This window comes from Kribbella sp. NPDC026596, assembly GCF_040638415.1.
Taxonomy (GTDB): Bacteria; Actinomycetota; Actinomycetes; order Propionibacteriales; family Kribbellaceae; genus Kribbella.
In genome coordinates, this window is the sequence record NZ_JBEZYF010000065.1 from 23,828 (window position 1) to 44,520 (window position 20,693).

Below are 20,693 nucleotides of genomic sequence, written 5' to 3' on the forward strand. Positions count from 1 at the left end.
TGACCATGACAGAGGAGATCGCCATCCGCCGTACGGCCGTCTCGCGGGCTGTCCGGACAGTGCGAACCGGGGTCAGCGGGCAGAGCCGGCTCGAGCGTCGGTGGGGACTGCTGCTCGCGATGCCTGCCATCGTGGGGTTCGTCGTCTTCACCCTGGTACCGATGGCAACCTCGGCGGTCCTCAGCCTCACCGACTGGACCATCGGCTCGGCGCCGTCCTTCATCGGCGTCGACAACTACGTGCGGATGTTCACCCGCGATCCACTCTTCCTCAAGTCCCTCGGTGTCACGACGTACTACACCTTGGGCGCGGTACCGCTGACACTGGTGGTCGCCTTCGCGATCGCGATGCTGCTCAACGCCAAGGTCCGCGGGCTCGGGGTCTACCGCACCATCTATTACCTGCCGACGTTGGTGCCCAGTGTCGCCAACGCCGTGTTGTGGCTGTGGATCTTCAATCCCGACTTCGGCCTGCTCAACTCCACACTGCGGCAACTGGGCGCGCCCACGTCCAACTGGGTCTTCAGTGAAACAGCTGTGGTGCCGTCGCTGATCCTGATGAGCACCTGGGGCTTCGGGAACATCATGGTGATCTTCCTCGCCGGGCTCCAAGGCGTTCCCCGGCATCTCTACGAGGCGGTGGCCATCGACGGTGGCGGGGTCTGGCGGCAGTTCCGCCACGTCACGCTGCCGATGATGACGCCGGTGCTGTTCTACAACCTGGTCACCAGCATCATCGGGACGTTCCAGGCCTTCAACCAGGCCTACATCATGACTCAGGGCGGCCCGAACAACGCGTCGACCTTCTACGTGTACTACCTGTACACGACCGCGTTCACCAAGAGCGAGATGGGCTACGCGAGCGCCCTGGCCTGGGCTCTGTTCGTGCTCGTCATGGTGATCACGGTGGCTCTCTTCCGCTCCTCCAGCCGGTGGGTGTACTACGAGATGGGAACCGCGCGATGACCGCGGTCCGAGGGCGACGGGTGCTCATCTACACGGTGCTCATCGTCGGAGTGGTGCCGACAGTGCTGCCGTTCGTCTGGCTCGTGCGCAGCGCGCTGATGGACAACAACCAGATGTTCATCGCGCCGCCGGAATGGATTCCCCGGCCTTTCGAGTGGGCGAACTTCAGCGGAGCGCTGACCGCACAGCCGTTCGCCCGCTACTTCCTGAACACGATGTTCATCGAGGTCTTCACAGTCGTCGGGACGCTGCTCACCTGCTCGATCGCCGCGTTCAGCTTCTCCCGGCTCCGCTGGCGGGGACGCAACGTGGTCTTCGGAATCCTGCTCAGTGGGCTGATGCTCCCCCAGGCGGTGCTGCTGGTCCCCACGTTCCTGATGTGGGACGCCGTCCAGGCGATCAACACCTACTACCCGTTGATCGTGCCCGCCTGGCTCGGTGGCGCGGGCGGCGGGATCTTCAACGTCTTCCTGCTCAGGCAGTTCTTCCTCACGATCCCGTACGAGCTCGACGAGGCGGCGTACATCGACGGAGCATCGCCCTGGCGGGTCTTCTGGCAGGTGATCGTTCCGCTCTCGAAGCCGGCCCTGATGGTGGTCGGAATCTTCACGTTCATCCGGACCTGGAACGAGTTCCTCGATCCGCTGATCTATCTCAACGACAGCAGCAAGTTCACGCTCGCCCTCGGCCTCGCGTCGTTCCAGGGCACGTACAACGCGCAGTGGGGCTACCTGATGGCCGCCGCCACCACGACCATCGTCCCGATCATCGTCTTGTTCTTCTTCGCCCAGCGATACCTCATCGAGGGCGTCACCTTGACCGGCGTCAAGGGCTGACCACACATCTGGGAAGGCAAATGACCACACACAAAATCGCTTTGGTTGGCGCGGGCAACATCTCGCGCACTCATCTCACCAGCTACGCACAACACCCTGACCGCGTCGAGGTCGTCGCCGCGTGCGACCCGCTGCCCGAACGACGGGACTGGGTGCGGGACACGTTCGGCGTCGCCCGTACCTACGACACCGTCGCCCATCTGATCGACGCGGGCGGTTGGGACGTCGCAGTCGTGTGTACGCCGAGCCACGTGCGGACTTCCGCCGTACTGGAGCTCGCCGCCGCCGGGAAGCACATCTTCGTGGAGAAGCCGCTCTCCTTCGATCTGGCCGATGCCCGTGCCATCGTCGAGGCCGGCGACGCCACCGGTGTCCAGCTCGCCGTGAACCAGAACTTCCGGGACAGCTACGCCTTCGGTCTCGGTCGCGAGCTGATCGAGCAGGGCGAGATCGGAGAGGTCCTCGCGATCTCCCAGCAGGAGTTGACGTTCCGGCAGGACAAGGGCTGGCGACTCTCCCAGCAACGGCACGCGCTGTCCGTCATGGGAGTCCACTGGTTCGACGGGTTCCGGGTTCTGCTGGGCCGCGAGGCGACCTGGCTGTCGGCACGCACCTTCTCCTCCCCCGCCGTCGACGCTGCCGGCGAGACCGACGCCAGTGTCCAGATCTTCTTCGGTGACACCCCGGTCACGTACGTCCAGAGTTTCTCCAGCCGCGTCGAACGGACCGAGACGCTGGTCTTCGGTACGTCGGGCACGCTGCAGCTCGGGTACACCGAGGCACAGCTGCATCGGGACGGCCAGACCAAGACGATTCCCAACCTCCTCGTGGGAAGCCAGCGATCCGAAGCCATGTTCCTCGGACTCGATCGCCTGCTGACCGCCGTGGAGACCGGGGTCGAACCCGCGAACAGCGGCCGGGACAACCTGCGGACCATCGCGCTGCTCGACGCGGCCTACCGTTCCGCGGACACCGGCGTACCCATCGAGTTGAAGGACGGTTTGCCGTGGTGACGATCGCGTTCTCCAAGCCCACGCGAGGAGCCGAGCAGCAGCGACTGTTGTTCGACCGCTACCCGAAGTTCGGATTTGCCGGGCTCCAGCTGAAGGGCGGACAGTACGGCGAGTACCTGGACGACCCGGTCGCGGGCGCGGAGCGGTTCCGGGCTGACTGGGGAACGGAGCCAGGCCACGTCTCGTCCGTGATCACGATGAATCCGCTCGACGAGGCGGGGAAGGAACGGCTCCGCGCGCTGTCGGCGTTCGCCGGTGCGGTCGGTTCGCAGCGAGTCGTCCTGTGCCACGACGTTCCGCGGGACGGGCTCGATGACAGTGATCTGATCCGCTTCGCCGGCGAACTGTCCGACTACGCCGAAGCAGCCGCGGAACAAGGCGTCGTACTGTCACTGCATCACCACACCGGCGAGCCGGTGATGCATCGGCGCGATTTCGAGGTGTTCTTCGGTGCGGTGCGCGAGAACACTCTTCGGCTCACGGTTGACACGGGGCACCTGCTGATGTCCGGAGTGACCGACATCCCCGCACTACTCACCGACTTCGCCTCGGTGATCGACAACATCCACCTCAAGGACTACGACGACGGCGAGTTCCGCCTGCTGGGGCAGGGGTCGGTCGACCTGACGAGCGTCCTGGACACCGTTGCCAAGCTCGGCCCGGGCGTCACGCTGTGCGTCGACGAGGAGAGCCGCGCCGAGATCGTCGAGGGGCTGCGGGTGTCGCGCGACTTCCTGGCCCGGACGCGATGAGCTGTCCCAATATGCACAGCACGACCTTCCCATCGCACTCTAAGGAGACAGCTATGCCACCCAGTTTGTCTCGCCGGACCTTCCTCGGTGCCGGCGCAGCCGCCGCCCTCGGCCTCTACGGTTGCGGTGGGCAATCAACCACCAAGAGCGGCGGCGCGGCCAACCTGCAGTTCATGTACTGGGGGTCGGCCAACGAGAAGGCCGCGATCGAGCAGATGACCCAGGCCTTCGAGAAGTCGCATTCGGGCATCAAGGTGCAGGCGGTGCACGTGCCTGGCGACTACGAGACCAAGGTCAACACCCTCGTTGCCAGCGGCAATCTTCCCGACGTGGCGTACATGACGGCGCCGACGGCGTACCGGCTTGCCGACCAGGGCAAGATCGCCAATATCTATCCCTACATCGAGAAGTACGCGCAACTGTCCGGCCGGAAGCCGCAGAACTTCTTCTGGTACGGCGACAAGAAGGTCGCCGGAACTCCCGCGGCCAGCGAGATCAGTCTGCTCTGGTACAACAAGGACTTGTTCACGGACGACTCGATGACCCCGCCGGCGGTGGCCGGCAAAGCCTGGTCGTGGGATCGCCTGCTTGAAGTCGCGACCGCCCTGACCCTTGACCAGAACGGCAAGCGGCCGAGCGACCCGGGCTTCAAACCCGATCGCATCCGCCAGTTCGGCATCTCGGCTCCGTTGACGACACAGTGGACCTGGTATCCGCTGATCCGCAGCAACGGTGGCGACGTGACGGACGAGTCGGGCACCAAGTACACGCTCAACAGCCCGGAATGCGTCAAGGTGTTCCAGGACCTGCAGGACCTGATCTACAAGCACCGTGTGGCACCCAGCCCGGCCCAGCTCGGTGGCGGCGACACCGCCAACGCCCCGACCACCACGGTCCAGCTGCAGACCAAGCGAGTCGCGATGGCGATCGACGGTCAATGGACCCTGCTCGACATGGGAGAGAGCGATCTCAAGTACGGCATCGGCGTTCTGCCCTCCTATCAAGAACCGATCACCCAGGAGGCCGGGAGCTGCCGGGTCATGTCGGCGAGCACCAAGCACCCGGAGGAGGCGATCGAGCTCTACGCCTACAGCGTGGACGGCAGCAACAGCGACCTCTTCAAGAAGGGGCTGTGGATGCCGGTCGAGACCAAGTACTACTCCGACAGCGCGGCGATCGACTCCTGGACCAAGAACGACGTACACCCGCCTGAGTACCGCACCGCGGCCGTCGACTACCGGCTGAACAACTCGGTCCGCGACTTCACCCAGGTCCTCAAGAACGTCCCCGCGATCGAGGAGGTCCTGACCCCCGCCATCGAGCAGATCGCCAGCGGCAAGACCCCCGCCAAGACCGTCCTCGACAACCTCCAGCCCAAAATCCAGCCACTCCTGAAAGGCAAATACCCAATCCCAACCTCCATCTAGCCCGGCGGCACGTGCGAAGGTTCATTTCAGCTCAGCAGAATCTTGCCGGTACAGACGAGGGCAGATCACCTGTCTGCCATGGAGGCCACACCCAGAGTCGTGAAGAGCCGAATCATCCGCCGGGGGTGATGCCGCCGGACGGGCCGCTGATGAGGATGGTTCGGCGGCGCAGACGGCGTCATCAGCCCGGCAGGGTGGCGCGACGGACTGCCCGCCGTACGGCGCAACGCGTCGACCGCCGTCGGTAAGCACTGATCGTCAGGGGGGACCAAATGGGCTGCCTGTTCGCATTGTTCGCCGGGGTGTTTCCGCGGCTAGGCGTGTTCATCGTGTGGGTCGCACGACCGGAACGGGTCGACGCGGCGTTCAGTACCTGGATCTGGCCGCTGCTGGGCATCATCTTCCTGCCCTTCACGACCCTGATCTATCTGTTCCTCTGGGCGCCCGGGGGACTGCACGGATTCGACTGGTTCTGGATCGGGCTGGCCGCGCTGTTCGACATCGGGCACTGGGCGGCGAGCATCACCCAACGCAACCAGATCCCCGGCCGGCAGCCGCGGCCGGCCTGACGACGAGGCGCTACGGGTGCCCGGTCGTCGTCGAGAAGCCGTTCGGCCATGACCAGCGGTCGGCGCCGGTGAACAGTGCCAGACGTCACAGTCCAGGAGATAGTTAGGGCACTAATTGTTCGGGTACTATCGTAGTCGTGAGCAGCCCCACTGAAACCGTGCCGGGCAGGAAGCGAAGGCACCGCAGAACCCCTCGCCCGATGAACATCGAGACCGTCCAGCGATGGGTCGCGTCCGTCATCCTCCTCCACGTGGGCAGCGTCCCCGCCATCACTCTCGCGGTCTACGCAATCGGCTCCGCCAAGGCGGACTTCGGCAAAGGCGTCGGCCTGTGGGCCATGTCCGGCGTCATCGGCCTCCTCACCGTCGCCGGCGTACTCGCCATCTTCCGGCGTTCCCCGCTCTCACTCTGGCTGATCGCCAGCATCCTCCCAACCGCGATCACCGGCTTCTACATCTTCTGACCGTCAGCCACGCACGCTCAGTGCAGGTGTAGGTGGCCGCCAGCCCCAGCGGTCCGCGTGGCGGGCATCCGGATGAGGGCGAAGACAGCGACAACGACGGCGATCACGGCGGCGGCAACACCATGATCAGCTGCACCAACTCCGCCCTGGTACGGCACGCGTGGGCGACCGCCGTCAGCGAGGCCGCGGGCGACGACAGCACCCACCTCGACGCCGCCCTCACGCTGCTCACCACCATCAGGGACGGCCTGGTCAAGACCCGCCCTCAATCCCCTTCCCACCACCCACCGGCCTAGCCGGCCCACTCCGTGACGCTCGTACGCCGCGTGGTCTGCGACAGTCGCGCGGGGATCGCTGCATGGCGAATGTTATTGCTGGGTTGGTGTTCCTTGATGGTGGAACATCTGCCAATGTCCCGGGGCGACCCGACGCCAAAGCGAGGTTCTGTTGGAACGCCGCTCACCGTTGTCAGACGTGTACTTGATCATCACCAGCCCGTCGCCCAAGCGGTAGCCGCGCATGTCGTGGAACCGGATCGGCTCACCGTTCGGGTCGGTGCTGGCCGCGATGAGCTCTGCCGTGCCCTCGAACTCGATCTCACCCCCCGATGCCCCGAACTCATGGAAGTCCGGGGCCAGCAACCTCCGCAGGCGAGCTGGGTCGGCACGGCACTCCAGGCTCAGCGACTCCTGCTCCGCAGCGACGGCCTCCGCCACCTGCGGATCGTCGGACCCGTCCGCACCGTCGTGGAACTCCTTGGCTGTCATGGAACCCGACGATGACACGACCGTCATCGATACGCATCCCTATTCCGCTGGACATCCGTGCGCGCAGCTGTCGGGCATCATCTGACGGCGATCTGTTGGCGCCTGCGCGAGGACCAGACCCGAATTTGAGTCGAGAAGGGATCTTTGGGTTCATTTCGGGGCGGGGCCATCGCTCGTAGTTTGGCGGGACAGGTGATGGTCGTTCGGACGCGGGAGGTGACAGTGAGCCGGATCCTGGTTGCCGATCGACCGTCTCCGATGGTTGAGGCGGTCAGAGCCGCGATCTCGGGGGAATCGGACCTGGAGCTCGACCTCGCGTTCGGCACCGACGTGGAGTTGATGCTGTGCGTGGCCGAGGCCGGGGCCGATCTCGTGGTCGTTTCGATGTCGGATCGCACCGCTCCACCGCTCGTCGAGCGGCTGCTCGACGAACATCCGGAACTCACCGTCGTCGCGCTCGACGTGGATCGAGCCGAGGCCTTGGTCCAGACGGTGGCAGCCGATGCGGATCTGATCGAGCACCTGTCCGGGCGGCGACTGGGCGAGGTACTCCGATCCGCGACGAGGTGACCAGTCATGCCGCAGGAGGGATGAGGGAATGCCGGACACCAGCTACCCCTATTTACGCGATGCGCTCGACGATCGGTTCTCGGGTCTGACCGATGCCGAGCTGGACTCGGTGTTCACGACGGCCTTCGGAGAAGACGTCACACCGCTCGAGTACGAAGAGTTCTTCTCCGGCCTGGGCAAGGCCTTCTCGAACTTCGCGCAACAGGCCGCGCCGGTCGCCGCGACCGCGTTGCAGGGCGGCCTCGAAGGCGGAATGCAAGGCATGAAGTACGGCCCGTACGGCGCCCTCGTGGGAGCGCTGGCGGGAGGTACGGGCGCAGCCCTGCAGAAGCACACGACGGGAACCGGCCGAGATGTCGGGTCCGTCATCAGCGGCGTCGTCAACCTTGCCGGCGGCGGCGGACTTCCCGGAGCCGCGAGGCCGGCCGGTCCTCCCCCGGCCCAGGCCCCGGCTGCGGCCCCGGCCCCGCCTGCACCGGCGACCGACCAACTGTTGAGGCTGCTCGGCAGACCGGAGATGGTGCAGGCCCTCGCGGCGCTCCTCGGCGGCCAGAACGCCGCCATCTCCGCGGGCCCGTCAGGCACCCCCGTACCGGCCAACGCCTACGCCGGACTCTTGTCGGCCCTGGCCAAGGAGGCGGAAGCCGAGGCCGCGAGCTGGGACGAGGCGACGAGTTGGGACGAGGCCGCCTGGGACGAGGCGACGAGTTGGGATGAGGCCGCCTGGGACGAGGCCGCGGGCTGGGACGAGGCCTTCGAGGAGGACTTCCCCGAGGACCTCGATGCCTACGACGAGTACGACGTCGTTCTGAGGTGAGCGTGATGGTCGCAACCGACGTCCTGGAACTGCTCAAGCAACAACTCACGAGCGGACAGAGCCTCGAACAAAGCGTCAAGGAGTTGGCCCAGGCGGATCCTGAGCTGGCGCCCGTGGTCCAGCTGATCTCCCAACGCGAGACGGAGATGCGACAGGGCCTCGAACAGGAGGAACTGCGGGCCGAACAGGACCAACGGGACCTCGCGCAAGAAGCCGAGCGCCGAGAGCAGGTCGCGGCGGTCCGGGTGCAGTTCGACGAGCTCACCGGCGAGTTGCAGGCGTTGCGGAGCCGTTGCCTGGAACTGGCCGGTGCGCTGGGTGCATGCCCGGCGTGCTTCGGCGACGACCAGGACTGCAGTTGGTGCCGGGGCCGCGGCCGGCCGGGCTTCATGCCTCCCGAGCCGAGTCTGTTCGACCGGCTCGTCATACCCGCGGTCAAGTTGCAGGTTCGTCTGCAAGGTCGACCATCCGCCGCGGCGGCCCGCGGCAGCACCGATGAGAGGGGTGCTCAGTGAACGGATACACAGAAGACCTGGACTCGTTGCTCGAGAGCCTGGACTATGAGGCGTTCGAGGAGGCCGCTCCGGCGCGCCGTACCCTCGTCCGGACGCCGACCCGCCAGAGCAGCTTCATGCCACGTCAGACGACCACGCCCGCCAGCCAGACCCAGGTGCAGAGCGCGGCACGCAATCTCGACAGCAAGATCGAGACCCTCAGTACCGCGGTTCAGGCGCTGGAGAATCGGACCAACATCCTGTCCACGGGTCAGGACCGCCAAGTCGCGCTGGTACGGCGGGAAGTGGCCGACCGCCAGAAGTCGACGGACGCCATCCGTGCCGACCTCCAGCAGACCAAGATGCTGGCGGTCCTGCTTCCGCTGTTGACGCAGGAGTCGATCGCGGCGACGGACGACAGTGGGAACAGCGTCAGAGTGCTCACCCAGTCGTCGAACCAGTTGGGCATTCTCCTGCCCTTGTTGCTGCTGATGCCGGGATACGGCGGCGGCGACAGTAAAGGCGGATTCATGGGAGGCGGCGACTCCACCATGATGCTGTTGCTGCTGTTCGTGTTGCTCGGCCGGAAGTGAGGGGGCGCGGCCATGACGGTGACGAGTCTCGTGATCGGCGGCGGTGCGGGCGGCGGACTGGTCGGCGTACCCAACGTACAAGGCCTGCCGCAGGCCGACGCCGAAGCCAAGTTGCGTGACTTCGAGCTGGTGCCCAAGGTCCAGACCATCGAGGCCGAAGGCACCGAGGGCACAGTCTTCAGCCAGAATCCGGCGGCCAACACCGCGAGGCCCAAGAAGACCGTCGTCACGCTGCTGATCATCAAGGCACCGGTCATCCCGCCGAACCTCGATCAGCAGCTGACCGACATCGAGAACGCTGTCGCGGACGTCGGTACGTCGGTCGGCCAGGTGGCAACCGCCGTTGCCGGCGTGAGCAGTCAGGTCACCGCAGTCGACGGGAAACTCGACGGCATCGTCGCCAAGCTGGACGGCGTCAGTGCGAAAGTCGACGGGCTCGACGCCAAGGTGGACGGCGTCGCCGGCGGCGTGAATGGTCTGGTGACCACAGCGGGCGAGATCGCCACTGCTGTGGCCGCTGTGGAGACCGACACCGCGGCGGAGACCAGGCTCCAGACGATCATCGACAAACTCGACGAGGAACCGGAGGTCCGTCAGGGCGCGGGGACGTCGAAGCGATCCACGACGAGCCGGGGCGGATCGCGCGGGTGATCCTCGATGGATCCCGCGCTGCAGGAGCTCATCCGCGCCGGGGAGCCGGAGGACGAGGTCGCGGTCGTTCTCCGCCTCCGGCACCCCGGCGACTCACCCGCGTCCGCTCGCATCGTCAGCCGCTTCGGTGATATCGCCACCGCGCGAGTAGCCCGGAGTGCGATCCCCGACCTGCGAGCCGAGACCGCCGTCGTCAGCGTCAAGGCCCCGCGGGTCTACGCGCCGGATCTGGAGCCGGCACCCGCAGGTATCGAGGGTCCGGTGGATCCACACGACGACCGGTCCGTCGAACTCGGCGCGACTGGTCGCGGCGTAGTGATCGCTCTGATCGACTGGGGCCTGGACCTCACGCATCCTGACTTCCGGAACCCGGACGGATCGACGCGGGTGCTGGCGCTGTGGGATCAGCGGCCGACCGCCGACAGTACCGCGGTGAAGTACGGCTACGGACGGATCCTCGACGCCGCCACCATCGACGAGGCACTCGAGGGCTCTGATCCCCTGCAATCACTCGGGTACGACGCCGCGGACTTCGACTCCGGAAGCGGAGCGCACGGGACCCACACGACGAGCATCGCCGCAGGAAACGGGCGCGGCGGAGGCCCCGTGGGAATGGCGCCGGAGGCCGACCTCATCTTCGTCAATCTCGGTCGCCGGCCGGCCACTGCCGAGGTTCCCCTGGGCGACTCGGTGGAGCTGCTGGAGGCGCTGGACTTCATCGTGGAGACCGCCCGCCAGAGGCCGTGCGTCATCAACCTCAGTCTCGGGCGGCACGCCGGCGAACACACCGGTCACTCGCTCGTCGAGCTGGCCATGGACCAACTCGTCTCGTCCAGATCCGGTCTGGCCGTCATCGCGAGTGGCGGCAACTACTTCCGGCGCCGGACCCACGCGGCGTGGCGGCTCCGGCCCGGCTCGGTACGGCGCTTCCGCATCGAAGCCCAACCGGGAGATCTCACCGTCAATCAGGTCGACATCTGGTACCCCGGCCGAGATCGCCTCGGCGTCGAGGTCGCACCGGGGACAGGCCCGGCGTCCGTCGTCCCGCTCGGGTCCAACGGCACGGTGATGGTCGACGGACGCAAGGCGGCTCGGATCTACCACCGCGCGTGCGACCCGAACAACGGGGACAACCAGATCAGCGTCTTCACGGATCCCGGCGTACCGACCGGCGGCTGGGAGATCACGTTGACCGGACAGGACATCGTGGACGGTCGCGTCCATGCGTGGATCGAACGCGATACCGCCTGCCCGCCCTGCCAGGCCCACCTCGGCGACGACCAAGCGAACCCGCGGACGACGACCGGGACGATCTGCAACGGCTACCGGACCATCACGGTCGGCGCCTACAACGCCCACCGGCAGGACCGGCCGATCGGTGACTTCAGCAGTTCCGGTCCCACCCGTGACGGCCGGCAGAAGCCGGATCTGGTCGCGCCCGGGGTGCTCGTGCTCGGAGCCCGGTCCGGCACGGCGGAGGACGACGTACCCCGGTACGTCCGGATGAGCGGCACCAGCATGGCGGCACCGGCGGTGACCGGGACGGTCGCGTTGATGTTCGAGGTGGCTGATCGGCCGCTTCCGATCGACGAGACCCGCCGTGCGCTGCTGTCCAGCTGCGATCTGCCTCCTCCGGGTACAGACCTGTTCCGGCTCGGCAGTGGATACCTCAACCCGCGCCGCGCGCTCGAGGCAGTGCGTGAGTCACGTTCCGAGGAGGAAGCGGTGTCAGATCTACCTGCGGAGGTCGTCTTCGAACCACCACCGTCACCCGATCTCTCTGCGTCAGAAGCGGTTGCCGCCGGCTGCCTGCCTGCCACCAAGGTCGCCGTCATCGGGGCCGGCTTCGCCGGTCTGATGGCCGCCTGGACTCTCGAGACGGGTGGCACGAAGGTCACCGTCTTCGAGGCCACCGGTCGACTAGGTGGACGAGTGCGCACAGACCCGACGCTCGCCGCGGGCAAGATCGCCGAGGCGGGCGCGGAGCTGATCGGGGAGAATCACCCGACCTGGTTCCAGCTCGCCCGCCGATTCGGTCTCGAGCTGGAGAAGGTGAGCAAGGAAGCCGACTACGAACGGCGAGGTCTCAAGGTCCGGGTCCGGTTGGGGACGAAGGATCTGACCGACGCCCAGCTCGCCGAGGTCGAACGGGAACTGCTACGCGTCCGTACGACGATCGCTCGCGAGGCCTCGACAGTCGACGCCCTCCGCCCCTGGACGTCGCCCAATGCGGCCGCCCTGGACCGCAAGTCACTCGCGCAACGTCTCGACGAACCCGATCTGTTCGGCCGCGCATCGAGCATCCCCCGCAGGTACTTCGAGTTCGTCACCGAGAACGACCAGTGCGCTCCCCTCGCACGGCAGAGTTACCTCGGCTACCTGGCAGCTGTCCGCGCCCACATGCTGCCCGGCGATCCACTCGCCTACTGGACCCGCATCGAGACCCACCGGTGCAAGGGTGGCAACGAGCAGCTCGCGACCCATCTGGCCAAGACGCTGCGGGACGTCCGGCTGAACACCCCCGTGACGTCGGTGGAGATCGGCTCCCGATCGGTCCGGGTCGGGTTCGGTACGCCGGCAGCCTCCGAGGAGTTCGACTACGTCATCCTCACGACCGCTCCGATGGTCTGGCCCCGGATCCAGGCCGGTACGCCGTTCCGCGCCGCCGACTACACGATCAGCCACGGTCCGTGCGTCAAGTTCCTGAGCGGCGTCTCGCGCCCGTTCTGGGAGGACGCTCACCTCGCACCGCACGCACTCTGGGACGAACTGGGCAGTGTCTGGGAGGGCACCGACCACCAGACCGGCGGGTCGGCCGCCTGCCTGTCGGTGTACTCCGGCGGCGGTTTCGTGCTCGACTCGCGGCGTTACCAGGAACGGCTCGAGATCTTCTATCGCGGGTACGCCGCTCAGCGACCGAAGACCGTCTTCGCCGACTGGCCGTCGGAACCGTGGGTCCGCACCGGCTACTCGATTCCCGCACCCGGCGAGGTGACCACGATCGCGCCGAACCTCACCAAGCCGTTCCAGGGCCGGTTGTTCTTCGCCGGAGAGCAGGCTTCGCCGGGCTTCTACGGCTACATGGAGGGAGCGCTCACCTCCGGCGTACTCGCGGCCTACCGAGTCGTCGGTGCGGTGACGGCCGCCTGCCGCAGCTCGGAAACGGTGGCCGAGGGCAACGACCTTGAGCAGGCCGGCGAGTGGTGGTGGGAACAGCTCCTGCGAGAGGCCGGGCTCTCCGCCCGACCGCAGCTGGCCGCGACGACCCTCTTCGACCTCTTCGTCTCCGGAGCGGGGCCTGCGGAGTTGCGCCGGCGCTTCGACCTGATCGCCGGCCCCAAGACCTCGCTCGGTCCGTTGCGCCCTGGCGACCTTGTCGTGAGCCGTGGTCGGGGCAGCCCCTTCGGCACGGTCGCAGTCATCGCGACCGGCGATCTGCGCCATCGCGGGCAACTGCACGCCGCCGGCTACCGCACGGACTCATCGCTACCAGGGCTCTACGTACACGTGCTCGAGCCCCAGTCCCACCCGTGGTCTCACCGGTACGCCCGACGGGTCGCCGACCAGCAAGGCGTCGTACCCGGGCACATGGTTGTCCTCCGCCCGACGACCACGGACCTGCCGACCGAGACGGTCAAAGGCCCCTGCCCCGACGTGGTGGTCGCGCCCGCGAACAGGCCGACCGTGCTGCGCTTCGGTTCGCAGCACCCTGCCGTCCGGGAGATCCAGCGGAAGCTCAACGCCCTCCACGCGTACCGGCTGGCTGCCGGGCAGACCGGCCTCGCCGACGCGCCACTGGAGGAGGACTGCCAGTACGGCGTACACACGCGCGCGGCCGTCGAGTCGTTCCAGCGACTGGCGTTTCCGACGACACCGGCCGAGGTCGACGGCAAGGTCGGGACCCGGACGTGGGCGCAGCTCGACGCGATCGTCGTCGGCCCGGCGGGTACGGCGCAGGTCGTGGTCGAGGGACTGTGGTTCGCCGGACCGGGCGGCGCGGGCACACCCCTGCGCTGGGACGAGGTGCTCGGTCTGGACACCCGGACCGTCGACGTACTCGCGACGGCCTCCGGGCTGCCGGCCGCGACGATGCCGCCCGAGATCGCGGTCGAACTGAAGAGCCGGCCGCCGAACCGTGCGGCAGGCGCTGGGACGGTGGCCACGGCGGTCTCCTGGACCATCCCCCTGGAAGGACCAGACCCGGCCAACCCGAACAGGCTGCGCTACCGAGGCAGCAGAACTGTCAGCTCGCTCGGACCACTCCTGGCGGTCGACTCCAGCATGACCGAGCTCGCGACAGTGGTCCGGTCCGGCGGAACCAGCGACGCTGCCTTCCGCTCCGGCTTGGGCGCGACTGTCCGCGGCATCGCGACCCAACCTCAGAGTCTGGGAACGTCGACCGGCGACGAGACCCGCGAGGTGCCGGACGCGATGGCCCTCTTCCGAGCCGGTGGCGTCGAGGTCCTCGACCTGACCGTCACCCCGCGCACCAACTGGCAGACCGGAAGCTCCGTACACCGCCTCGTCCGCAGCCCCGCGGACATCTTCTACTACTCGGGCCACGGCTTGTCGGCGAGCGGGATGCTTGCCATCGAGACCACCGGCGCGGCCTGCGGATCGACGGGTACGTACGCGAACTGGCTCGGCCCGACCGAACTCGCCGCCGCCTGGCCGGCGAACCTGGATGTCGACCTCCTGATCATCGCAGGGTGCTCCGTCCTGCGGATCGACCTCACGAAGTCGCCACCGACCGGGCCGGGCCTCGCGTGGAGACGGCTGCTGAACTCGCAGGGCGGACCGCTCATCGCGCTGCTCGGCTACCAGGGCCAGGCGCCGTGCGACAGTCCCAACGGGGACGCGGTCGCCGCGGCCATGGCGGCCAAGTTGAAGAGCGGATCGACGGACCACGTGCGGGACTGGCTCACCGTGAACGGTGACAGCAACGCCAACAACGCCATCGCGATGGACAGCCGCGGCCTCTGGACGATCGAGACGACGCTGACCGGCGGCTACAACATCCGCGGGCCACTCCCCCAGTCGGGCAGTACTGAATCGGTCGATGAAGACCTCGCCGAAGCGCCCGACTGGTCTGCGGTTCAGTCGTCGGCGGAGGCGAAGCTTCCGGCGCGCATCGGCACCCAGGCGGCGCAGGCCTGGGAAGCCCTGACGCCGATCGCCCCCAGATCGGCCGCCGCCCTTTGTCTAGGCGGGCTGAAGAACCTCGGCACCCTGCTGCTCGTGCACGACGCCGAGACCGAGATCGACCTGCGCGACTACGGCGGCTACACCGATGCGGATGCGTGGATTCTGGTCCATACCGTCAGCGATCTGGTCGAGGCGATCCGCGCGTACGTCGGAAGTTGCGGCTACCTCACCGGCATCCACATCGAGGCGCACGGCGGCTGGTCGGGCAACGGCGGATTCCGGATGGGCAACGACACCGACGGCGACGGGCACATCGAGTCCGGCGAAGCCAACGACATGGTGTCGACCACGAGCCAGGCGACGAAGTTCGGGACGATCATCAAGAACGCGCTCGGCGCCGGGCCGTCGTTCGTCTCGATCGCCGCCTGCTCGTCGGCAGGTCCGGGAGACATCTTCATCAAGGCGGTGCAGGCCGCGACCGGCGGCATCGTGATCGGATCGGTCGACTCGTGCCGCTCCGGAGGAAACTGGTGGCACAAGGCCTGGTGGGAAGCGGAGAAGGGCCGCAGCCAGGTCAACCGCGACGGCTCGATCAAGTTCGACAGCACCGACGAAGGCCGCGGCATCTGGCGGCCGTTCTGAGAGAGGTGAAGCATGCTCGAACGCATGACCAGCTTGCGGACGCGGATCGTCCACCAGGACAAGGCGACCGTGCAGGCCCTGCTCGGACGGCCGGCCAAGGTCGGCTACTGGACCACGACGAGACCGCCGCAGAACGCCAGTACGGCGATGCTCGCGGAGTTCCGCGCTCGTACCCTCGACGAGATCTGGATATACCCAACCGGCCGAGTCCACTTCACTCTCGACGGCCGCGCAGCCAAGGTCGACGACAAGACGGCGTACGACCTGCCTCCCGCACCGAACATTGTCTGACCCTGCTCTGCTGGGCCCGGGCTGAATCGAAAGATCCGGGCCTTCCAGGTTTGGGCCTCGCGCGACCGGCCGGGGTGTAGCACTCTGTAGGAGGGGAGAATTCGCCGCGTTAGGAGTGCGGCCGAATCACGGGGCGCGACCCGGAACGTCGTAGGTCGGGGAGGGGTCCATGACACAGGCAGTGGTGGATGTGACGACAGGCCGCGCGGCAACGGGAGGGCTTCGCGACACCAGACCGCTCGTCATCACGATCATCGGTCCGGTTCGGGTTCATCGTGAGAATCTGGCGACGGCGCTGGGACAGATCGCCGGAATCGACGTCATCGGTACGGCGCCGACCTTCCCGGGCACCACGTCACAGGATCTCGTGAACCCCGACATCATCCTCGTGGACGTGTCCGGGGACTGCGGAACCCAGCTCATCCCCGCGCTGCCCGCAACCCGTCCCGGAGCGCGCCTGGTCGCGCTGGGAACACCGGAAGACGACGAGTCGATCATCGCCTGCGTGGCGGCCGGGGTCGCCGGGTTTCGTCGCCCGGGAGGGAACGCTGCGCGACGTCGTCACGACCGCGTGGGCCGTCGCCCGGGGCGACTCGGCCTGCCCGCCGACGGTCACCGCCGCGATGCTTCGCCGGATCGGCTCCTCCGGCCGGTCGCCGCATGACCAGTTCAGCGCGACCCAACTGACCGCCCGGGAACGCGAGATCCTCGGGCTGATCGACGACGGCCTGTCCAACAAGGAGATCGCCGGTCGTCTGTGCATCGAGCTGAGCACGGTCAAGAACCACGTCCACAACGTCCTCGCCAAACTCGGCGCCCGCCGCCGCACCGAAGCCGCCGCCAAGGCCCGCTCCCGCCTACTCCTGGGCGCCGCCACACAACGCACCTGAAGGCTCCGCCACCAAGCGACGAGGAGTGGCGCCACTTGAGGTCACACCTAGGCAGAAGTCCACCGTCGCCCACGCTTGAGGGACTTCGGACTCTGCCGCTCCACGTCTGCGGCGGATGATGCTCGAGTCGAAGGTGCGCATCGGACGAGCACGTTGGTGGGCGACATGAGCGCGAACGCCGTCAGCCGGGCGTCATGCTGGCTGGTTAGGGTCGTGAGAGGGACCGTTGCTGCAGGCCTCCTTCTTGGGTCCGCCGCGCCGATGGCTTCTCTCTGGTCGGCGCCACCAGCCCCCGCGGCCGATGTGGCGGCGACGGTCATCGCACGGTACCGAGAGCGGATCCCCCAACTCATGGCCGAGCAGGCTGTACCGGGTCTGGCCATCGCGCTGGTGGACGGCGATCGGACGCTATGGGTCGAGGGCTTCGGCTACCGGGACCATGAGGGCGGTGCCCCGGTGACCGCTGACACGATCTTCAGCGTCCAATCGATGTCGAAGACCTTCACGGCTACGGCCGTCATGCAGGCCGTCGCGGCCGGTCGACTGGATCTCGACGAGCCGATCACGACGTACCTGCCCGGGTTCACTGTCCACAGCGCGTTCGAGGAGCATCCCGAGCGGAAGATCACGCTCCGGATGCTCCTGGGCCATACCGCCCGCTTCACCCACGAGGCCCCGCGGGGGGCGGCTTGTACACCAGCGCCACCGACCTGACCCGCTTCCTTCGCTTCCAGCTGAGCGACGGTTCCATCGGCGGTCGCGTTGTCCTCGATCCGAAGTCCATGGAGGAGTTACGCACTGTCCCGGCACCCAGTGCCGGAGCACCGGCCGGCTACGCGCTCGGCGTCATGCGCACCCGATGGAATCGCTGGGACCAACGACCCGATCTGTTCACCCACGGCGGCGGTGGCTTCGGCTTCCTCTCCGATCTGTGGTGGCTGCCGCAGGTTCGGATCGGGATCGCCATCTTGACCAACTCCCAAGATCACCAGCTCCAGGGAGATCTCGCATTGTCGATTCTCGGTGACCTGGTAACGGAGCCGGGCGTGTATCGCGATCGGCTGCTCGCACTGCCGCCACGGCCGCCGGTGGTCGATCCGAGCCGATTCGAACCCCCGGCCGGGATGACGAAGCTGGTCGCCAAGGCCGCCATGGCCACGACCGGTGATGAGCCGACCCGCTGGGCGGGCTACTCCGGTCCCTACCGGGCGCCCGAGTGGGGCGCGCTCGCTCCAACTGGTCCGCTGGGCCGATTCGTCGTCGACGCAGGCGTCCCATACTTCGAGGTCGAGACGGACTCCCTTATCCGCCACCAACTCGTCGAAGTCGCACCCGGCCTTTTCCTCGCAGACAGCGGCGAGACGCTAGACCTGCGAGGCCCTGACCCGAGGTGGCAGGGTCTCAGACTCGTCCGAGTGGCAGAAGGCCCCGCTGTGTGGCAATGGAGCATTCTCGGAACTGCCGCGCTCGTTGCAGCCGCATGGCTCGTCGCTGCCGCAGCTCGTGAGGTACGTCGCCACCGGACGCGCTCGGCTTCAGGCGAGCGGCCCGCCGGCCTGCGTCGGATCGCCGCCCTCACCCCGGTCGTCACAGCGATGCTGACGATCGCCAACGTGGCCCTGCTTGCGTGGATGCCCGGACTCGTGGACTCCGGCTTCCTCGGCTGGCTAGACATCCCCTTGGCACAGCGCTTGGCGCTGCACTTGCCGCTAGCGCTGGCCGTTCTGAGCGCGTCTACGCTTGTCCTCATGACCGCGGGGTGGGCACTCCGCTGGTGGTCGAATGCGCTCAAACTCCACTACGCAGTACTTGCCGTTGCCTCAGTCACCGTGATCGCCCAGCTCGCCACTTGGCACCTGATCGGCTGGGGCCTCACGTGACCGATCAGTTCACCTAGGACTGGAGGGGTGCGTGCCTGGTTGGTGGACGATCGCTGTCGGGCCTTTGGCGTGCCGCAGGATGCCGCGGGCCGTGCCGCCCGGCAGGAGCGCCACCATCCGCCGGTACGACGACCACCGGCGTCGAGGCCTCGTACACGACGGCTTCCGCCGTGGATCCGATCAGCAGCCGGCCCACGATGCCACGTCCGTGCCGCCCGACCACGAGCATCCGGTCGTTCCCGGTGGATCGCGCCAGAATGTGCGCCGGCGCACCGGACAGCAGCACGGCCGTGTGCAGCCCCACGCTGTCATGGTGATCCAGGTACTCGCGGACATCGGCTACCAGCTGTTTGCCCGCCTCGGCGGCGCCGTGTCCGTCGACAAAGAGTCCCGTCGGCGGCCGCTCGCCGACCACGTGCAGCACCCGTATCGAGGCGGCACTGAGTGCTGACTCATACAGCGCCCAGTCGACGGCACCGTTGGCGGACCAACTGTCGTCCACACCTACGGCGATCGAGATGTTCTCTGTCATGACCAGTTCCTCACTGCCGGTGCGTCCACCCTCGTCTCGCCGTCCGGCCGTATCCAGGGCCGGATTGCCCGCCGACTCGGGACCAAAGACGCATGGCGACCTCGCAGATCGGTAGCCCGGCACAACGGGAGGTCCCGGTCGGCAGGGTGTTTACGGGTCTTCCGGCCCTGCACGGCTCGGTTGACCGACTGCACGCTGTAGGCAGAGCGAGCCGAGAGTCGAACAGAGGTGAGGACGATGCTGATCCGGGAGGTCATGACCACTCCGGCAGTGACCGTGACGACGCGGTCGTCGACCGGGTCCGTTCTGCGGTTGATGCACGAGGAGCAGATCAGTTCGGTTCCCGTCGTCGACGACCGCGGGGCTCTGATCGGAATCATCAGCGAGACAGAGCTCCTTCAGGACGCGGTTCTGGCCGACCGGGTCCCGGCCGGACGCGTCTCCGGTACGTCGCCATCCCGCAAGGTCGGCCACGCCCTGACGCACCACGTCATCACCGTGAGTCCTGACGACAAGATCGAAGCAGCGATCGCCCTCCTGCGGTCGACCACGCTGGAGCACCTGCCGGTCGTCGAGAACGATCGAGTGGTCGGAACCGTCTGCCGCAGTGACCTGATCCGCCTCGTCCCCGAGACCAGCCACGGCTGCGAGCTCGAGACCTCCGCCGGCACGGCATGCGGCGCGGACGGCGCACGGCTCATCCATCAGCACTGAACACAGGTCCCGTGCCGGCTGGGACCTTCGTCTCTGGGAGCGCCTTCGCAGCCAGGACATCGTGAAGGTAGACACGCAGAACGAGGTGATGACGATGTTGATCCGGGACCTGATGAGCGCACCCGCGGTCACCGTGACGGCGGAGACACCGGTCGGCGTGGCACTCCGGCTCCTCGACGATCGGAAGATCACCGCCATGCCGGTCGTCGACGCAACCGGCGTACTCGTCGGCATCGTCAGCGAGGCCGACCTCGTCCAGGACGCCGTACCCCTGGACGACGGCGCGCTGAAGGCGGCCGTCCGGACAACCACCGACACACCACCACGCCGGATCGCCGACGTGATGAACCACCTGGTGGTCACCGTCCACGCCGACGACGAGTTGGACGTCGCGATCGACCTGATGTCGTCGACGATGATGAAGAGCCTGCCGGTGCTGGATCACACCCGCGTCATCGGCATGATCAGCCGCAGCGACGTCGTCCACCTGCTCGCCGGCCGTGACGACCGGATCCGCGCCGAGGTTCAAGAAGTCATCCAGGCCGAGAACCCGGACTGGCAGGTCGACGTCCACGACGGTGTCGTCACGGTGACCGGCCCGGGCGACCCGCGCGAGCGCAACATCGCCCGCGTCCTGGCCGGATCCGTCCGCGGCGTTATTGCTGTCCTCAGCTGACATGA

22 protein-coding genes and 1 pseudogene are annotated in these 20,693 nt (G+C 67.2%); 21 read left to right on the top strand and 2 right to left on the bottom strand.

The genetic code is table 11. From position 1 onward, the window contains the following. Positions 1-5 precede the first annotated feature (5 nt). From AB0E63_RS36620 to AB0E63_RS36655, 8 genes are all read left to right on the top strand, one after another. Positions 6-965 carry a sugar ABC transporter permease gene (locus AB0E63_RS36620; RefSeq protein WP_360376426.1) on the top strand — a complete coding sequence of 320 codons (960 nt, stop codon included), beginning with the start codon at positions 6-8 and terminating at the stop codon, positions 963-965. Continuing rightward, the gene (locus AB0E63_RS36625; RefSeq protein ID WP_360376429.1) at positions 962-1,801 is read left to right on the top strand and encodes a carbohydrate ABC transporter permease; all 840 of its coding nucleotides are present in this window, start codon (positions 962-964) and stop codon (positions 1,799-1,801) included. Before AB0E63_RS36620 ends, AB0E63_RS36625 begins: the two co-directional genes overlap by 4 nt. 20 nt (positions 1,802-1,821) lie before the next feature. Then, the gene (locus AB0E63_RS36630) at positions 1,822-2,814 is read left to right on the top strand and encodes a Gfo/Idh/MocA family oxidoreductase (protein WP_360376431.1); all 993 of its coding nucleotides are present in this window, start codon (positions 1,822-1,824) and stop codon (positions 2,812-2,814) included. Further along, on the top strand, positions 2,808-3,566 hold the full coding sequence (locus AB0E63_RS36635; protein ID WP_360376433.1) for a sugar phosphate isomerase/epimerase: 759 nt from the start codon (positions 2,808-2,810) through the stop codon (positions 3,564-3,566). Before AB0E63_RS36630 ends, AB0E63_RS36635 begins: the two co-directional genes overlap by 7 nt. 53 nt (positions 3,567-3,619) lie before the next feature. Beyond that, complete coding sequence (locus AB0E63_RS36640; protein ID WP_360376436.1) at positions 3,620-4,993, top strand: sugar ABC transporter substrate-binding protein; 1,374 nt, start codon at positions 3,620-3,622, stop codon at positions 4,991-4,993. Between the two features lie 272 nt (positions 4,994-5,265). Then, on the top strand, positions 5,266-5,562 hold the full coding sequence (locus AB0E63_RS36645) for a hypothetical protein (protein WP_360376438.1): 297 nt from the start codon (positions 5,266-5,268) through the stop codon (positions 5,560-5,562). A gap of 200 nt (positions 5,563-5,762) precedes the next feature. Next, on the top strand, positions 5,763-6,026 hold the full coding sequence (locus AB0E63_RS36650; protein ID WP_360376441.1) for a hypothetical protein: 264 nt from the start codon (positions 5,763-5,765) through the stop codon (positions 6,024-6,026). Between the two features lie 32 nt (positions 6,027-6,058). Then, entirely contained in the window at positions 6,059-6,322 is a 264-nt protein-coding gene (locus AB0E63_RS36655) for a hypothetical protein (protein WP_360376444.1), read from the top strand. A 72-nt stretch (positions 6,323-6,394) separates the two neighbouring features. On the opposite strand, the gene AB0E63_RS36660 is transcribed toward AB0E63_RS36655, so the two are convergent. Continuing rightward, positions 6,395-6,793 carry a DUF4440 domain-containing protein gene (locus AB0E63_RS36660; protein WP_360376446.1) on the bottom strand — a complete coding sequence of 133 codons (399 nt, stop codon included), beginning with the start codon at positions 6,791-6,793 and terminating at the stop codon, positions 6,395-6,397. A gap of 195 nt (positions 6,794-6,988) precedes the next feature. On the opposite strand from AB0E63_RS36660, the gene AB0E63_RS36665 reads away from it, so the two are divergent. From AB0E63_RS36665 to AB0E63_RS36715, 11 genes and pseudogenes are all read left to right on the top strand, one after another. Continuing rightward, positions 6,989-7,363 (top strand): hypothetical protein, encoded by a 375-nt coding sequence (locus AB0E63_RS36665; RefSeq protein WP_360376448.1) that lies wholly within the window; start codon positions 6,989-6,991, stop codon positions 7,361-7,363. A 28-nt stretch (positions 7,364-7,391) separates the two neighbouring features. Then, complete coding sequence (locus AB0E63_RS36670; RefSeq protein ID WP_360376450.1) at positions 7,392-8,180, top strand: hypothetical protein; 789 nt, start codon at positions 7,392-7,394, stop codon at positions 8,178-8,180. Positions 8,181-8,185: 5 nt separating this feature from the next. Next, entirely contained in the window at positions 8,186-8,695 is a 510-nt protein-coding gene (locus tag AB0E63_RS36675; protein ID WP_360376452.1) for a hypothetical protein, read from the top strand. Beyond that, the gene (locus tag AB0E63_RS36680) at positions 8,692-9,267 is read left to right on the top strand and encodes a hypothetical protein (RefSeq protein WP_360376454.1); all 576 of its coding nucleotides are present in this window, start codon (positions 8,692-8,694) and stop codon (positions 9,265-9,267) included. The genes AB0E63_RS36675 and AB0E63_RS36680 overlap by 4 nt, the downstream gene beginning before the upstream one ends. A gap of 12 nt (positions 9,268-9,279) precedes the next feature. Further along, positions 9,280-9,918, top strand: coding sequence for a PASTA domain-containing protein (locus tag AB0E63_RS36685; RefSeq protein ID WP_360376457.1), 639 nt, complete (start codon positions 9,280-9,282; stop codon positions 9,916-9,918). Between the two features lie 6 nt (positions 9,919-9,924). Then, positions 9,925-15,705, top strand: coding sequence for an FAD-dependent oxidoreductase (locus AB0E63_RS36690; RefSeq protein WP_360376459.1), 5,781 nt, complete (start codon positions 9,925-9,927; stop codon positions 15,703-15,705). A 24-nt stretch (positions 15,706-15,729) separates the two neighbouring features. Further along, complete coding sequence (locus AB0E63_RS36695; protein ID WP_360376461.1) at positions 15,730-15,996, top strand: hypothetical protein; 267 nt, start codon at positions 15,730-15,732, stop codon at positions 15,994-15,996. A gap of 169 nt (positions 15,997-16,165) precedes the next feature. Beyond that, the gene (locus tag AB0E63_RS36700) at positions 16,166-16,660 is read left to right on the top strand and encodes a hypothetical protein (protein WP_360376463.1); all 495 of its coding nucleotides are present in this window, start codon (positions 16,166-16,168) and stop codon (positions 16,658-16,660) included. Then, the gene (locus AB0E63_RS36705) at positions 16,620-16,886 is read left to right on the top strand and encodes a response regulator transcription factor (RefSeq protein ID WP_360376465.1); all 267 of its coding nucleotides are present in this window, start codon (positions 16,620-16,622) and stop codon (positions 16,884-16,886) included. Before AB0E63_RS36700 ends, AB0E63_RS36705 begins: the two co-directional genes overlap by 41 nt. Before the next feature lie 351 nt (positions 16,887-17,237). Beyond that, positions 17,238-17,416: pseudogene (locus AB0E63_RS36710) on the top strand (serine hydrolase domain-containing protein); the annotation flags it as partial. Next, positions 17,372-18,766 (top strand): serine hydrolase, encoded by a 1,395-nt coding sequence (locus AB0E63_RS36715; RefSeq protein WP_360376487.1) that lies wholly within the window; start codon positions 17,372-17,374, stop codon positions 18,764-18,766. The pseudogene AB0E63_RS36710 and the gene AB0E63_RS36715, both read left to right, overlap by 45 nt. 13 nt (positions 18,767-18,779) lie before the next feature. On the opposite strand, the gene AB0E63_RS36720 is transcribed toward AB0E63_RS36715, so the two are convergent. Beyond that, the gene (locus AB0E63_RS36720) at positions 18,780-19,298 is read right to left on the bottom strand and encodes a universal stress protein (RefSeq protein WP_360376467.1); all 519 of its coding nucleotides are present in this window, start codon (positions 19,296-19,298) and stop codon (positions 18,780-18,782) included. Positions 19,299-19,535: 237 nt separating this feature from the next. On the opposite strand from AB0E63_RS36720, the gene AB0E63_RS36725 reads away from it, so the two are divergent. Beyond that, entirely contained in the window at positions 19,536-20,012 is a 477-nt protein-coding gene (locus AB0E63_RS36725; protein ID WP_360376470.1) for a CBS domain-containing protein, read from the top strand. A gap of 61 nt (positions 20,013-20,073) precedes the next feature. After that, positions 20,074-20,688: a CBS domain-containing protein gene (locus AB0E63_RS36730; RefSeq protein WP_360376473.1), complete on the top strand. Its 615-nt coding sequence runs from the start codon at positions 20,074-20,076 to the stop codon at positions 20,686-20,688. Positions 20,689-20,693 lie beyond the last annotated feature (5 nt).